The following is a 14522-nucleotide window of genomic DNA, read 5'->3' as shown; positions in this document are numbered from 1 at the left end:
GGGTGTGATCACCGGGCGCCCGGCCCCGCCGCGCGTGAGGCGTGCGGGCCTGGCCCGCCTGTCACGGTGTCCGGCGCCGCACTTCGCTGGGTGGGCGCTCGTGCGCGGGCCCCGGGCGTGGCAGGATGCGGATCCAGATGCCGGTCTGGCAGACTTGGAAACCGCTTTCCGGGAGGTCTCGTGGTCACGCTTGAGGACGTCGCCAAGCAGGCGGGCGTCTCGCTCGCGACCGCCTCGCGGGTGCTGAACGGCAGCACCCGCCAGGTGGGCGCGTCCCTGCGGGCCCGCGTCGAGCGCGCGGCGGACGAGCTCGGCTACCGGGCCAACATCGCCGCCCAGACGCTGGCCAGAGGGGCGAGCAACGTCATCGGCATCGTCGTGCACGACCTCACCGACCCCTACTTCGCGGCCCTCGCCGACGGGGCGATGCGTGCCGCCGCCACCGAGGGCCTGCTGGTGATGGTCGGCACGACGCACCGCGACCCCGAGCAGGAGATCGCGTACGTGGCGACGCTGCACGCGCAGCGCGTCCGCGCCGTCCTGCTGGTCGGCTCGCGCGTGGCCGACCAGAGGGTCACCGGCCGCCTGCGTGACGAGCTGGCCCGCTACCAGGCGGGCGGCGGCCGGGCGGCCTGCGTGGGCCAGGACCTCCTCGGCGTCGACACCGTCGCGCCCGCCAACCGCGAGGGCGCCGCCGAGCTGGCCAGGGCGCTGGCGGAGCTCGGGCACACGAAGTTCGCCGTCCTGGCGGGCCCGCCGCACCTGGTGACGGCGGCCGACCGCTGCGCCGGCTTCTCCCAGGCCCTCGACGAGCTCGGCCTCCCCGCCCCCCAGGTCATCCACGGCCCGTTCGACCGCGACGGCGGGTACGCCGCCGCGCAGCAGGTGAAGGGCGCGACCTGCGTGTTCGCGGTCAACGACGTCATGGCGGTGGGCGCGCTGGCGGCCTACCGGGAGCGCGGGGTGAGGGTGCCCGACGACGTGTCGGTGGCCGGCTTCGACGACATCGTCACCCTCCGTGATCACGTCCCCGCCCTGACGACCGTCCGCCTGCCGCTCAAGGACATGGGGGCACGGGCGCTGGAGCTGGCGCTGAACGAGGACGAGCCGGTCGTGGTGGAAAAGGTCGCGGGCGAGGTCGTCCTGCGGGAGAGCGTCCGGAGAATGCCCTGACCGTGCGCGGCACGGGGGATGCCTGGCACCGTAATGAGGAGAATGGCGTGAAGCTGGCGGTCAGCACGCTGGGGATGCCCGGCGAAGGGCTGGACAGGGCGGTCGAGATCGCGGCCGGGCACGGCTGCCAGGGGCTGGAGCTGCGGCTGCACCCCGACACCGGCGTGCACGCGAGCCTCGACGCGGCCGGCCGGCGGTCGGTGCGGGAGCGGATCGAGCGGGCAGGGCTGGAGATCTCCGCTCTCGCCGGATATGTCGGCATCTGCGAGCCGGGCCCGGACGAGCCGATCATCGAGGCACTCCTCGCCGACCTGCGCCTCGCCGCCGACCTCGGCGCGCCGGGCGTGCGGGTCTTCCCGCGTGGCGGCGACCCCGCCGTCGGCGCCCGCCGGCTCAAAGCCGTCTCCGGTACGGCCGGCGACCTCGGCCGCCGCGTCCTCGTCGAGACGCACGACAGCATGGCGACCGGCGAGGCCGTGGCCGCCCTGCTCGCCGAGGCCGGCTGCCCGGAGACCACCGGCGCGATCTGGGACCTGCTGCACCCCTGGCGCCACGGCGAGCCGCCGGCCCGCACGCTGGCCGCGCTTCGCCCGTACCTGGACTACGTGCAGGTCAAGGACGCCGTCTCGGCACAGGACACCACGCCGGTGCCCATGGGCACGGGCTCCGTGCCGCTGGAGGAGTCGGGCGACCTGCTGCGTGCGGCCGGGTTCTCAGGGTGGGTGTCGCTGGAGTGGGAACGCACCTGGTACCCGCAGGTGGCCCCGGTCGAGGACATCCTGCCCGGCGCCGCCGCGTGGGTACGGCGCTTCACCTCGTAACGGCGTCCCCCGCGCTTCGCGGGTCAGGCAGGGGAGCGGTGGCGAGGAAGCCCGCGAGAGCGGTCGCGACCGCGCCCGGCGCCTCCAGGGGAAGCAGGTGGCCCGCGCCGGGCACGACCGTCATCGCCGCCTGCGGAAGGTAGGGAAGCAGGTGGTCACGCAGCACCTGAGGCGGCTCCACCACGTCCTTCTCCCCGGCCAGCACCAGCACCGGGACCTCGACGTCCCGCACGGCGGGGCTGATGTCGCGGGCGATGCCCCGCAGCGGCCACTCGTGCCGGGCCTGCGCGTCGGCGGCGAGGCTGTCGCGGACGGCGGCCTCCCGCACGGCCTCGGGCAGTGAGCCGGCGGTCAGGACGTGGTCGAGGGCGTGCCGCACCGTCTCCGGCGAGTCGTAGGCGTGGGACAGCCCCTGCCGGTACTCCTTTGTCACGGACGCGGGCGGCCGCGGCGGGGCGGGCGCGACCAGCACCAGACCAGCCAGCCCCGCCGGACGCCGTGCCGCGGCGAGCTGGCTCACCTTGCCGCCCATCGAGTGGCCGACGAGCACGTACGGCCCCCGCACCGCCGTCGCGACGACCTGGAGGAGATCGTCGGCGAGCCGGTCCAGGTCGTAAGGCCCCGGCAGCGCCCGTGAGGAGCCCCAGCCGCGCTGGTCGAAGCGGACCGTCGCCTGCCCGGCCGGCAGCCGGCGGATCACCTCGCTCCAGGTGCCGGCGGACCCGCCCCAGTAGTGGACGAACACCAGCGCCGGCCCGTCGTGCCCGCCGGTGCGCACGTCGAGAGAGCCGCCCGCCACGGGGACCGCCCTTGTCGTTTCCGTCATCATCGTGCCTTTCTGGCCGTCATGGGGGTGCGGTCACGACAGTATGGGAGCTGGCCGGCGACGCTTCGGCGAAAGGGGCGCGTTCCTTGTGAAAAGCGGACACAACGCGGTGCGGCAGCTGCCGTACCTGCCTGCCGTCGGGGCGGCGTACGGGGTGGAGGTGCTCAGCTTCGCCGCGCTGCGCGCCATGGACGCCGACGGCCGGCGCACCCGCCCGCAACGCCCTGACTTCCACGTGTTCGCCCTGGTCGCCTCGGGCACCGGCGCCCACGAGGCGGACTTCCAGGACTACGGGCTGGAGGCGGGCAGCGCCGTGTGGATCCGCCCCGGCATGGTGCACCGCTGGAGCGACATCGACGCCTGCGACGGCCCGATGATCCTCTTCCAGCCCGGCTTCGCCCCTGCCGAGGCCGCCGCGCCCGTGTGCTGGGGCTTGGAGGGGCGGCAGCTGTCCCTGGCCCTGCTGGCGGCCGAACATCTCGGCCGCGAGCACGAAGCGGCGGTGCGCACGCCCCGCCTGGCCTCGCCCCCGCTGCTCGCCCACCTGCTGGCGGCGCTGATCCTGCGCGCGCTGCCCGACCGGCGGGCCCCGGCAGGCGGGCCGGGAGGGCGGGATGATCGGCGGCTGGAGGTGTTCCGCGCCTATCAGGCCGCTGTCGAGGAGCGCTTCACCGGCTGGCACCACGTGGCCGACTACGCGCGCCACCTCGGCTACGACGCCCGCACGCTCACCCGGGCCACCCGCGCCGCCACCGGCACGGGCGCCAAGTCGTTCCTGGACCAGCGCATCCTGCTGGAGGCCAAGCGGCTGCTGGCCCACACCGCCCTGCCGGTCGGCGCCTGCGCCCGCCGCCTCGGTTTCGGGGACGCGGGCAACTTCACCACGTTCTTCCGCCGCCAGACGGGCGTGCCGCCCGCCGCCTGGCGGGCCGCGTACGGCGCGGCGGGGGTGGCGGTGCGGGATTGAGGGTGGTCTCACCGCTTAGATGGGGGGATGTCCGCATTCACAAGCAAGGTGCTCGTCGTCGGCATGGACGGGCTGCGGTTCGACCGGCTGCTCGCCCTGGACGCCCCCGTCCTGGCCGGGCTGAGGTCCACCGGCGCGTACGGCACCAGCAAGCTCCCCTACGGCGAGGCCGGGACGCCACGCACGGAATCCCCTGGAGAGGTCGTCCCCAAGGCCCCCGAGCCCGGGGACGGCGGCCGGGTGATCAGGTCGCGTACCGACTCGGGCCCTGGCTGGTCGTCGATCGCCACCGGCGTCTGGCCGGACAAGCACGGCGTCGTGGACAACGGCTTCGCAAGCCCGCAGTTCCAGAAATTTCCGGACTTTCTCACGCGCGCCAAGCAGCACCGCCCTGACCTGACCACCTCCGCGTTCTTCTCGTGGGCCAGCCTCGCCGAGTACGGCGCGTTCGGCCCCGCCATCGACCACCGCTTCGTGCTCGACGGCTACGCCGTCGGCTGGGCCACCGCCGACAAGCAGGTAGCGCAGGCCGCCGAGCTTCACCTGGCCGAGGAGGACCCGGACGCGGTCTTCGTCTACCTCGGCGACACCGACGAGGTGGCCCACGCCCTCGGCCCCCACTGCCCCGAGTACGCCGACGCCCTCCGGACCCAGGACGCCTACCTGGGCCGCCTCCTCGACGCGGTCCGCGCGCGCCCCTCGTACGAGCGGGAGCGCTGGACGGTGCTGGTCACGACCGACCACGGCCACGTGGACGAGGGCGGGCACGGCGGCACGTCGGACGAGGAGCGCACGGTGTTCGTGATCGCCGCCCGCCTGGGGGACGACCTCGGCGGCGGCCGGCTCGCCGGGCCCCGGCTCGTGGACGTGGCCCCGACGGCGCTGGCCGCCCTCGGCGTACCTATAGATCCGGCATGGGACCTGGACGGCGCGCCGCTGGAGGTGTGATTCATCAGACGTTGAATTCTTCGCCCGGACGCGGAACACTGAGATGACCGGACGCTGAACGGCGGGAGATCGTGCGATGAAGACGGCTCTGGACTTCTCCGAGATCGACGCGGGCATGCTCGCGGAAGCAGGTGGCAAGGCGGCCAACCTCGGCGAGCTGACCAGGGCGGGCCTGCCCGTGCCGCCCGGCTGGGTGCTCACCACCGAGGCCTACCGGCAGGTCGCGCGCGGCCTGCGCACGAGCGGCGACGACCTGGCCGAGCGCGCCAGGCGGCACCTGCTGGAGGCCCCCGTGCCGGACGAGGTGCACGCGGCCATCGTCAAGTCGTACGAGGCGCTCGGCGACAACGTGCCCGTGGCCGTGCGCTCCTCCGCCACCGCCGAGGACCTGCCGTTCGCCAGCTTCGCCGGCCAGCAGGACACCTTCCTCAACGTCGTCGGGGCCGAGGCGGTGGTGCAGGCGGTGCGCCGCTGCTGGGCCTCGCTCTGGACGGACCGCGCCGTGGCCTACCGCGAGTCCAACGGCATCGACCACGCGGCCGTGCGGCTCGCCGTGGTCGTCCAGGTGATGGTGGACGCGCGGGTGGCGGGCGTGCTGTTCACCGCCAACCCGGTGACGGGCCGGCGGCACGAGAGCGTCATCGACGCCAGCCCCGGCCTCGGCGAGGCCGTCGTCTCCGGCGCGGTGAACCCCGACCGGTTCCGCGTCCACGAGGGCCGCATCCTCGAACGCCACGCCGGTGACAAGCGGCTGGCCATCCGCTCCCTGCCCGGCGGCGGCACCGAGCGCGTCGAGACCGCCGAGGCCGGCCTGTGCCTGACCGACGGCGAGGTGCTCGAACTGGCCGCCCTCGGCGCCCGCGTCGAGGCCCACTACGGCGCCCCGCAGGACACCGAATGGGCCATCGACCACGACGGCCGGCTCTGGCTCACCCAGGCCAGGCCGATCACCACGCTCTACCCGCTGCCCGAGCCCGCCCGGCCGGGTCTGCGGGTGTACTTCTCGGTCAACGTCGTCCAGGGCGTCATGGGGCCGCTGACGCCGATGGGGCAGTCGGCGTTCCGGGTGATCAGCGCAGGTGGCGCGGGCCTGGCCGGACACCGGCCCGCCGACCCCCTCGACGGCGCCGGCTTCCTGGCGGTGTCGGGGGAGCGGCTCTGGCTCGACATCACCACGGCCGTGCGCAGCCGCCCGGGACGCGCGATCCTGCCGCGCGTGCTGACGCTCGGGGAGGCCCGCGCCGTGGGCCTCGTGGAGCAGCTCTTCGAGGATCCGCGCCTGAGCCCGGCGCACACGTCCCTGCGGCCCTTCCTGCGGGGCTTCGCGCGGTTCGCCCGCAACCTGCGCCTGCCGGGGCGCGTCCTGACGGCGCTCACCAGCCCGCGCAAGGCCGTGGCCGGCACCGTGCGGCTCGGCCAGGTGCTCGACCACCGGCTTCGGGTGCCCGCCTCCGCGACCCCCGAGCAGCGTCTCGACCACGCCGAACGCGTCCTCGCGGGCACCTTCCCCCTGATCATCTCGATCATGCCGACCGTGATCACCGGCTACGGCCTGTTCGCGCTGTCCGCCCGGCTCTCCGGCGTGCCCGTGGCCGAGATGAGCGACGTCCTGCGCAGCCTGCCGCACAACCCGACCACCGAGATGGACCTGGAGCTGTGGGAGCTGGCCACCCGCATCGAGCCGGAACCGTTCAGGGAGCTGTCCGTGCCCGAGCTGGTCGCCCGCTACCGTGCGGGGTCCCTCCCGCCGGTCGCGCAGCGCGAGATCACCGCGTTCCTGCACAAGTACGGTCATCGCGGCATCGCCGAGATCGACCTGGGCGTGCCGAGATGGTCGGAGGAGCCCGGCCACATCCTCGGCGTGCTGGCCAACTACCTGCGCATGGACAAGGGCTCGCCCCCCTCGGAGCAGTTCGCCGACGGGGTCAGGCAGGCGCGCGCGACCATCGCGCACGTGGCCGCGCGGGCGGGCAGCCGGGGCCGGTGGCGGGCCTCCGTCGTCCGCTTCGCGCTCAGGCGCACCCGCAGGTACGCGGGGCTGCGCGAGCTGCCCAAGTTCTACCTGGTCAAGACGCTCGCGGCGGTCCGGAGCAGCCTCCTCGTGGTGGGGGAGCACCTGGCCGGCCAGGGCGTCCTGGACGCGCCGCAGGACGTCTTCTTCCTTGACCTGCGCGAGACCAGGGCGGCGCTGGCAGAGGGCGGCGACCTCCGCGAGCTGGTGGCCGAGCGGCGGGACACGTACGAGCGGGAGCGCCGCCGCAGGCACGTGCCCCGGATGCTGCTCTCCGACGGCACCGAGCCGGAGGCCCTGTCGCAGCCCGGCGGCGACGGCGGCATCACCGGCACCCCCGCCTCGCCCGGCACGGTGACGGGCGTCGCCAGGGTGGTGCTCGACCCGATCGGCGCCCACCTGGAGCCGGGCGAGATCCTGGTCTGCCCCTCGACGGACCCCGGATGGACCCCGCTGTTCCTGACGGCGGGCGGGCTGGTGATGGAGATGGGCGGCTCGATGTCGCACGGCGCGGTGGTGGCCAGGGAATACGGCATCCCGGCCGTCGTGGGCGTGCCGGACGCGACCCACCGCATCGTCTCGGGCCAGCAGATCACGGTGAACGGCGCCGCCGGAACGGTGACAATCCCCGAAATATCCTGACAAATCACCCTAAGTCCAGCGCCCGCGCGGCCAGGCCCGCTACCGTGATCATGTGTCACCGCCCTACTGGAACCACAACGTGCACTACCAGGGCCTGGTCATGACGCTCATGCCCGCGGGCTGCCGGCGGGCCCTGGACATAGGCTGCGGCGACGGGCTGTTGGCGAGCAAGCTGGCCGCCCGCGCCGCCCACGTGACCGCCGCCGACCGCTCCCCGGAGGCCATCGCCCTGGCCTGCGAGCGCCACGGCGGCCTCGACAACGTCGAGTTCGTCACCGCCGACTACCTCGACGACCCGCGCGGCCTGCTCCCCGAGGGCAAGTACGACTTCATCAGCGCCGTCGCCGTCCTCCACCACGCCGACTTCGCGCAGGCCACCGAGGCGCTGACCCGCCTGCTGACACCGGGCGGGCGCCTGGTGGTGATCGGCCTGGCGAAGAACCGCTCCCCTCTCGACTGGATCATCAGCGGCGCCGGCCAGGTCGCCTCCCGCGCCCTCCGCCTCCGCTTCGGCCCGAAGACCGGCCCCGGCAAGGCCGTGCCCGCCAAGGACCCCGTCCTGTCCTGGGGCGAGACCGCCCGCCTGGCCCGCCGGCTGCTGCCCGGCGCCCGCTTCCGCCGCCTGCTCCTGCGCCGCTACCTGCTGGTCTGGGACAAGCCCGCCTGACACACCCGCCGGCCCGCCTGACGCCATCCTGCGAAAGGAGGATGCCGGGCGCACGAACGGGCGATGCCGCCGGCAGCCGGGCTCCGCGAGGCTCGGAGCATGACGGTGATCGAGGTGAAGGACCTCCACAAGGCGTACGGCCACAACCACGCCGTGGACGGGGTGTCGTTCGCGGTCGGGAAGGGCGAGACGTTCGGGCTGCTCGGCCCCAACGGCGCCGGCAAGACGACCACGGTGGAATGCCTGTCCGGGCTGCGCAGGCCCGACTCGGGGACGGTCCGCGTGCTCGGCCAGGACCCCGCGCGCCGCCGCCGCGCCCTGGCCCAGCGCGTGGGCGTCCAGTTGCAGGAGGGCGAGCTGCCCGACCGGCTCAAGGTGGCCGAGGCGATGCGGCTGTTCGCCGCCCTGTACGAGCGGCCGGACGACTGGCGCGCGGTGCTGCGCCGCTGGGACCTCGGCCCCATCGCGGCCAAGGCGTACGGCGACCTGTCCGGCGGCCAGAAACAGCGGCTCAAGCTGGCCCTGGCCCTGGTCGGCGGGCCCGAGCTGGTCGTGCTCGACGAGCTGACCACCGGGCTCGACCCCGTCGCCCGCCGCGAGACGTGGACGCTCATCGGCGACCTCAAGGCGGCCGGCACGACGGTGGTGCTGGTGAGCCACTACCTGGACGAGGCCGAGGAGCTGTGCGACCGGGTGGCCGTGCTGCGCAAGGGGCGGATCGTGGCGCACGGCAGCCCGCGCGAGCTGGCCGGCCGCACCGGCACGGCCTCGCTGGAGGAGGCGTACCTGGCGCTGGCGGAGGAGGGGCGATGAGGGCGTTCACACAGCAGCAGGCGTCGGAGGAGGGGCGATGAGGGCGTTCGCGCACCTGTCGGCGTCGGAGTTGCGGCTGCTGTCGAGGGACCCGGCCACGCTGTTCTTCATGGTGGCCTTCCCCGCCATGCTGCTGCTCCTGAACGGGAGCAACGACCACCTGGAGGTCTTCGTCCCCGGCTACCTGGCGATGGTCCTGGCCATCGGCGGGATCTCCACGCTGCCCGGCGTCATGGCGGGCTACCGGGAGCGCAAGGTGCTGCGCCGCCTGGCGACCACCCCGGTCTCCCCGTTCGTGCTGCTCACGGCCCAGATCGCGGCCCAGCTCGCGATGGCGCTCGCGGGGGCCGCCGTCCTGGTGGGGGTCGCGGTGATCGGGTTCGGGGTGGCGCCGCCCGCGCATCCGGCCGCGCTCGCGCTGGCCTTCCTGCTGTGCGCGCTCATGTGCTACGCGATCGGCTTCGTGCTGGCCGCCCTCGCCCCGCGCGCCAGGACGGCGGACATGATGGGCCTGCTGGTCATGTTCCCGATGATCTTCCTGGCGGGTGCGGCCATCCCGCGCGAAGGGGTGCCGGGGGAGCTGCGCGAGATCGGCGCGTACCTGCCGCTCACCCAGGGCGTCACGGCGCTGCGGGAGAGCTGGCTCGGCCAGCCCACACCGATGCCCTTCCTCCTGGTTTCGGCGATAATCGTGCTCGGCACCGCCATCGCGGTCGCGCTGTTCCGCTGGGAGTGATCGGACGTTGGACGAAGCAGGCTGGCACCGGGTCTTCCACCTGCTCTTCTACACCTGCCTCGCGATGGCCGCGACGATCGCGACCCTGGAGGACGGCCCCGACCCCGTCGGGCTCGGCCTGTCAGCGCTCCTCGGGGTCTGGTACACGGTCTTCATCGCCCGCCGGCCCGCGCTGCTCGAACGGCTCAACCCCATGGCCTGGCACTTCCTGGTGCTGGTGGTGCTGAACTACGCGCTCGTCCGGACGAACCCCTCCTACCAGGCCATGTCGTACGGGCTGATCGCGATGCCGTACCTGCTGCTGCCCGGCCGATGGGGCTACGCCGGCGCGGCGGTGTTCGTGCTGTCGAGCGCCGCCGCGGCCGGGGCGATCGAGGCCATCCCCGGCGACCCGTCCGTGCTGGCCTACGTGCTGGGCAGCACGGCGCTCACGCTCATCATGGGGCTGTTCACGCGCGAGCTCGTCAAGCACAGCGAGCAGAGCCGCGTCGTCGGCGCCCTGGAGGAGCGGGCCCGGCTGGCCAGGGAGATCCACGACACGCTCGCCCAGGGGTTCAGCGGCATCATCGCCCAGCTCGAAGCGGCCGAGCAGGGCGGCGACGACCCCGAGGCGGTGCGCAAGCGCATCGCGCTGGCCAAGCGGCTGGCCCGCGACAGCCTCAAGGAGGCCAGGCGCTCGGTCGACGCGCTGCGCCCCGAGCCGCTGGAGCGGGCCCCGCTGCACGAGGCGCTGAGCGGCGTGGCCGAGCGCTGGTCCGCCGCGACCGGCGTGCCCGCCGCCGTCTCCGTCGACGGGGAGCCGCGACGGCTGCCGGAGGACGTGGAGGCCACGCTGCTGCGCGCCGCCCAGGAAGGGCTGGCGAACGTGGCCAAGCACGCCAGGGCCCGCCGCGCCGTCCTGACCCTGTCGTACATGGAGGAGGAGGTCACCCTCGACGTGCTCGACGACGGCGCCGGCTTCGACCCCGACAGCGCCCCGGCGGGCGGCTACGGGCTGATCGCGATGCGGGAGCGGGCCGCGCGCTCGGGCGGCACCGTCACCGTGGAGTCGGCGCTGGGAGAAGGGACCGCTCTGTGCGTGAGCATCCCGTGCGCCTGATGATCGTCGATGACCACCCCGTGGTGCGCGACGGGCTGCGCGGCATCTTCGAGGGCGTCCCCGACATCGAGGTGGTGGCCGAGGCGGGCGACGGGCACGAGGCCCTGGCACGGGCCAGGTCCGCCGCGCCCGACGTGGTGCTGATGGACCTGCGCATGCCGGGGCTCGACGGCGTCGGCGCGATCGAGCGGCTGGCCGCCGACCATCCCGGGATCCGGGTCGTGGTGCTGACCACGTACGACACCGACGCCGACGTGTCGCGGGCGCTGGCCGCCGGGGTGGCCGGCTACCTGCTCAAGGACGCGCCGCGCGAGGAGCTCCAGGCGGCCGTGCGCACGGCGGCGGCCGGCGGGCGGGTCCTGGCGCAGCGCATCACCGCGCAGCTCATCGACGGCCTCGGCCGCAAGCCCGCGGCGGCGCCGACCAGGCGGGAGCTGGAGGTGCTGCGGCTGATCGCGCGCGGGGCCGCCAACAAGGAGGTCGCCCGCGCCCTGCTGATCAGCGAGACCACCGTGAAGACGCACCTCAAGCACGTCTTCGCCAAGCTCGGCGTGGACAACAGGGCGGCGGCCGTGGTCGCCGCGATGGAGCGGCGTCTCATCTGACCCGCGCCGCGATGGAGCGGCGCCTCATCTGACGCCGCTCCCCCTCGTCAGGCCAGGACGACCTGCTCGTAGCGGGCCTTCATCGTGGCCACGACCTCGTCGGGGTCGGCGGCCCAGACGTCGGCGTTGAAGATCTCCACCTCGACGTCCCCGGTGTAGCCGGCGGCCCGCACCGCCGCCGTGATCGGCCGGAAGTCGATCACGCCGTCCCCCATCATGCCCCGCCCGAGCAGCACGTCCTCGGGCAGCGGGTGCAGGTAGTCGCACACCTGGTAGGAGGCGATCCGGAGGCCGGCCCGCGCGACGTCCTCGAACAGGCGCGGGTCCCACCACACGTGGAAGGTGTCCACGACGACGCCGACCTGCTCCTCGGGGAACGGCAGGCTGAGGTCGAGCGCCTGCCCGAGCGTGGAGATCACCGCCCGGTCCGGGCAGTAGATCGGGTGCAGCGGCTCCAGCGCCAGCTTGACGCCGCGCTCACCGGCGTACGGCGCCAGCTCGGCCAGCGCCTCGGCCACCCGCTCGCGGGCCCCGGCCAGGTCGCGGGTGAAGCCGGCGGCGGGCAGCGCCTCGCCGGGCCTGACGCCGGGCAGGCCGCCGACGACCAGCACCAGGCAGTCGGCCGACAGCTCGGCCGCCTCGTCGATGGCCCGCCTGTTCTCCTCCAGCGCCTGCGCGAAGGCCGTGCGGCCCTCCTCGCCCGGCAGCCCGCCCGCGGTCAGGAAGCCGCCCCGGCACAGCGACGACACCCGCAGCCCGGCGTCCCGCACCAGCCTGACGCTGCGCGCGAGCCCGGTCTCGGCGACCTTCTCCCGCCACAGCCCGATCGCCTCCAGGCCGTGCCGGACGCACCCGTCCACGGCCTCGGGCAGCGACCACTGCCGGGTCGTCCACTGGTTGAGTGAGAGGCTCACAGGCCGTTCACCGCCAGCAGGGCCTTCATGCGGCGCACCGCGAGCTCCTGGTCGGCGAGCAGCCCGGCCTGGTCGGCCAGGCGGAACACCTCCGCCAGGTGCACCAGCGAGCGGGCCGACTGGGCGCCGTTCACCATGGCGAACGCGTCCTGGTGGCCGTTCAGCCAGGCCAGGAAGACGATGCCGGTCTTGTAGTTGTACGTCGGCCGCTCGAAGATCTTGCGTGACAGCGGCACCGTCGGGGCGAGGATCTCGTCGTAGCGGGCCAGCGCCTGCTCGTCGCCGGCCTCGGCGGCGTCCAGCGCCTGGAGCGCCGCCGCGGCGGCCGGGGCGATCGCGTCGAAGATGCCCAGCAGCGCGTGCGAGCCCGATCTGATCAGCGACGGGTAGTTGAAGTCGTCGCCGGTGTAGAGCTTGACGCCCTCGGGCAGCGCCGCCCGCAGGCCGATCTCGTGCTCCTCGTCCAGCAGCGACACCTTCACGCCGTCCACCATCGCGGCGTTGGCGTGGATCAGCTCCAGGAACGACTCCGTGGCCGCCGCCACGTCGGGCGAGCCCCAGTAGCCGGCCAGGTTCGGGTCGAACATCTCGCCCAGCCAGTGCAGGATCACCGGCCGCTCGGCCAGCCCGAACAGCTTCCCGTACACCTGGTGGTAGTCCTTCGGGCCCGCGGCGACCCGGGCGAGCTGGCGGGAGGCCATCACGATCACGCCCGCGCCGGCGGACTGCACGGCCTCGATCTGCTCGGCGTACGCGGCGGTGATCGTGTTCAGGTCGGCGGCGTCCGGCGCGTGGTCGGTGCCCGCGCCGCACGACACCAGCGTGGCCGGGTCGCCGAACGAGCGGGCCTCGGCGGCGCTGCGCCGGATCAGCTCCCTGGTCGCGGCCCAGTCCAGGCCCATGTTGCGCTGCGCGGTGTCCATGGCGTCGGCGACGCGCAGGCCCAGCGACCACAGGTGGCGGCGGAAGCGCAGCGTGGCGTCCCAGTCGACGGCGGCGGGGGAGCCGGGCGTGTTGTCGCCCAGCGGGTCGGCGACCACGTGCGCGGCGGCGTACACGATGCGGCTGGAAGCGGGCCGGTCCACGGCCGGCCAGCTGACCGGCTCCCTCAGCTCATACGGGCCGAACCCGGGCAGGTCGATCCTCACAGGCCCGGCACCTCGATCCTGCGGCCCTCGGCGGAGGAGCGCAGCCCCAGCTCGGCGAGCTGCACGCCGCGCGCGCCCGAGGCGAAGTCGTTCGGGAACGGCGCGTCCTCCACCACGTGCCGGATGAACGCCTCCCACTGCACCTTGAAGCCGTTGTCGAACTCGCCGTTGTCCGGCACCTCCTGCCAGCCGTCGCGGAAGCGCGCCGTGGCGGGCAGGTCGGGGTTCCAGACCGGCTTCGGCGTCGCCGAGCGGTGCTGGACGCGGCAGTTGCGCAGGCCCGCGACGGCGCTGCCGTGCGTGCCGTCCACCTGGAACTCGACCAGCTCGTCCCGGTTCACCCGGACCGTCCAGGAGGAGTTGATCTGCGCGACGATGCCGCCCTCAAGCTCGAAGATCCCGTACGCGGCGTCGTCGGCGGTGGCCGCGTACCGGTTGCCCTGCTCGTCCACGCGGGCCGGGATGTGCGTCACGGCCTGGGCGTAGACGGAGGTGACGCGGCCGAACAGGTTCTCCATCACGTAGTGCCAGTGCGGGAACATGTCGAGCACGATGCCGCCGCCGTCCTCGGAGCGGTAGTTCCACGACGGGCGCTGCGCCTCCTGCCAGTCGCCCTCGAACACCCAGTAGCCGAACTCGCCGCGCACCGACAGGATGCGGCCGAAGAAGCCGCCGTCGATCAGCCGCTTCAGCTTGAGCAGGCCGGGCAGGAACAGCTTGTCCTGGACGACGCCGTTCTTGACGCCCTTCGCCGTGGCGGCCTCGGCCAGCGCGACGGCCTCCTGCGTCGACTCGGCGGTGGGCTTCTCGGCGTAGATGTGCTTGCCGGCCTCGATGGCCTTGAGCACGGCCTTCACCCGGGCGCTGGTGACCTGGGCGTCGAAGTAGATCAGGTTGTCGTCGGCGGCGAGTGCCGCGTCGAGGTCGGTGGTGAAATCCGAAATGTCATGCTTCGCTGCGATATCTGCAAGTTTGTCGGCGTTGCGGCCGACCAGTACGGGCTTGAGCTTGACCTTGGAGCCGTCCGAGAGCGTCACGCCGCCCTGCTCGTTGATGGCCAGGACGGACCGGACCAGGTGCTGGCGGTAGCCCATCCGTCCGGTGACGCCGTTCATCACGACGCCGATGGTGCGCACGCTCATGAGGATCCCT

Annotated in this window: 14 protein-coding genes; 10 read left to right on the top strand and 4 right to left on the bottom strand. The window is 73.7% G+C overall.

Annotated features, from left to right (window positions below; genetic code table 11):
- Nucleotides 1-180 precede the first annotated feature (180 nt).
- Both KIS93_RS18920 and KIS93_RS18915 read left to right on the top strand, forming a co-directional pair.
- Nucleotides 181-1173, top strand: coding sequence for a LacI family DNA-binding transcriptional regulator (locus KIS93_RS18920; protein ID WP_080036347.1), 993 nt, complete (start codon nt 181-183; stop codon nt 1171-1173).
- Between the two features lie 47 nt (nt 1174-1220).
- Nucleotides 1221-1994, top strand: a complete 774-nt coding sequence (locus KIS93_RS18915) for a sugar phosphate isomerase/epimerase family protein (RefSeq protein ID WP_155126354.1) — start codon at nt 1221-1223, stop codon at nt 1992-1994.
- Here the strand turns inward: KIS93_RS18915 and KIS93_RS18910 are convergent.
- Nucleotides 1984-2823 carry an alpha/beta fold hydrolase gene (locus KIS93_RS18910; RefSeq protein WP_080036348.1) on the bottom strand — a complete coding sequence of 280 codons (840 nt, stop codon included), beginning with the start codon at nt 2821-2823 and terminating at the stop codon, nt 1984-1986. The two genes, KIS93_RS18915 and KIS93_RS18910, sit on opposite strands and share 11 nt — an antisense overlap.
- 85 nt (nt 2824-2908) lie before the next feature.
- Here KIS93_RS18910 and KIS93_RS18905 point away from each other — a divergent pair, with 85 nt between their 5' ends.
- The 8 genes from KIS93_RS18905 to KIS93_RS18870 all read left to right on the top strand — a co-directional run bounded on the left by KIS93_RS18905 (nt 2909) and on the right by KIS93_RS18870 (nt 11308).
- Nucleotides 2909-3787 carry a helix-turn-helix transcriptional regulator gene (locus KIS93_RS18905; RefSeq protein WP_222107523.1) on the top strand — a complete coding sequence of 293 codons (879 nt, stop codon included), beginning with the start codon at nt 2909-2911 and terminating at the stop codon, nt 3785-3787.
- Nucleotides 3788-3814: 27 nt separating this feature from the next.
- Nucleotides 3815-4735, top strand: coding sequence for an alkaline phosphatase family protein (locus tag KIS93_RS18900; RefSeq protein ID WP_080036350.1), 921 nt, complete (start codon nt 3815-3817; stop codon nt 4733-4735).
- Between the two features lie 76 nt (nt 4736-4811).
- Nucleotides 4812-7388, top strand: a complete 2577-nt coding sequence (locus KIS93_RS67540; RefSeq protein WP_080036351.1) for a PEP/pyruvate-binding domain-containing protein — start codon at nt 4812-4814, stop codon at nt 7386-7388.
- Between the two features lie 52 nt (nt 7389-7440).
- Complete coding sequence (locus KIS93_RS18890) at nt 7441-8055, top strand: class I SAM-dependent methyltransferase (RefSeq protein ID WP_186404309.1); 615 nt, start codon at nt 7441-7443, stop codon at nt 8053-8055.
- Nucleotides 8056-8154: 99 nt separating this feature from the next.
- Nucleotides 8155-8868, top strand: a complete 714-nt coding sequence (locus KIS93_RS18885; protein ID WP_080036352.1) for an ABC transporter ATP-binding protein — start codon at nt 8155-8157, stop codon at nt 8866-8868.
- A gap of 37 nt (nt 8869-8905) precedes the next feature.
- Nucleotides 8906-9604: an ABC transporter permease gene (locus tag KIS93_RS18880; protein ID WP_080036353.1), complete on the top strand. Its 699-nt coding sequence runs from the start codon at nt 8906-8908 to the stop codon at nt 9602-9604.
- A 7-nt stretch (nt 9605-9611) separates the two neighbouring features.
- On the top strand, nt 9612-10703 hold the full coding sequence (locus KIS93_RS18875; RefSeq protein WP_080036354.1) for a sensor histidine kinase: 1092 nt from the start codon (nt 9612-9614) through the stop codon (nt 10701-10703).
- Nucleotides 10679-11308: a response regulator gene (locus tag KIS93_RS18870; protein WP_230465934.1), complete on the top strand. Its 630-nt coding sequence runs from the start codon at nt 10679-10681 to the stop codon at nt 11306-11308. Before KIS93_RS18875 ends, KIS93_RS18870 begins: the two co-directional genes overlap by 25 nt.
- 47 nt (nt 11309-11355) lie before the next feature.
- On the opposite strand, the gene KIS93_RS18865 is transcribed toward KIS93_RS18870, so the two are convergent.
- From KIS93_RS18865 to KIS93_RS18855, 3 genes are read right to left on the bottom strand one after another with little or no spacing between them, the layout of a single operon-like run.
- Nucleotides 11356-12222, bottom strand: a complete 867-nt coding sequence (locus KIS93_RS18865) for a sugar phosphate isomerase/epimerase family protein (protein WP_080036355.1) — start codon at nt 12220-12222, stop codon at nt 11356-11358.
- Nucleotides 12219-13370 (bottom strand): dihydrodipicolinate synthase family protein, encoded by a 1152-nt coding sequence (locus KIS93_RS18860; RefSeq protein WP_080036356.1) that lies wholly within the window; start codon nt 13368-13370, stop codon nt 12219-12221. The genes KIS93_RS18865 and KIS93_RS18860 overlap by 4 nt, the downstream gene beginning before the upstream one ends.
- Nucleotides 13367-14512, bottom strand: a complete 1146-nt coding sequence (locus tag KIS93_RS18855; protein WP_080036357.1) for a Gfo/Idh/MocA family protein — start codon at nt 14510-14512, stop codon at nt 13367-13369. Before KIS93_RS18855 ends, KIS93_RS18860 begins: the two co-directional genes overlap by 4 nt.
- Between the last annotated feature and the right edge of the window lie 10 nt (nt 14513-14522).

Source organism: [Actinomadura] parvosata subsp. kistnae, from assembly GCF_900323885.1.
GTDB classification, from domain to species: Bacteria; Actinomycetota; Actinomycetes; order Streptosporangiales; family Streptosporangiaceae; genus Nonomuraea; species Nonomuraea composti.
The sequence above is the reverse complement of the archived record's forward strand: the minus strand, read 5'-3'. Positions and strand labels throughout refer to the sequence as shown.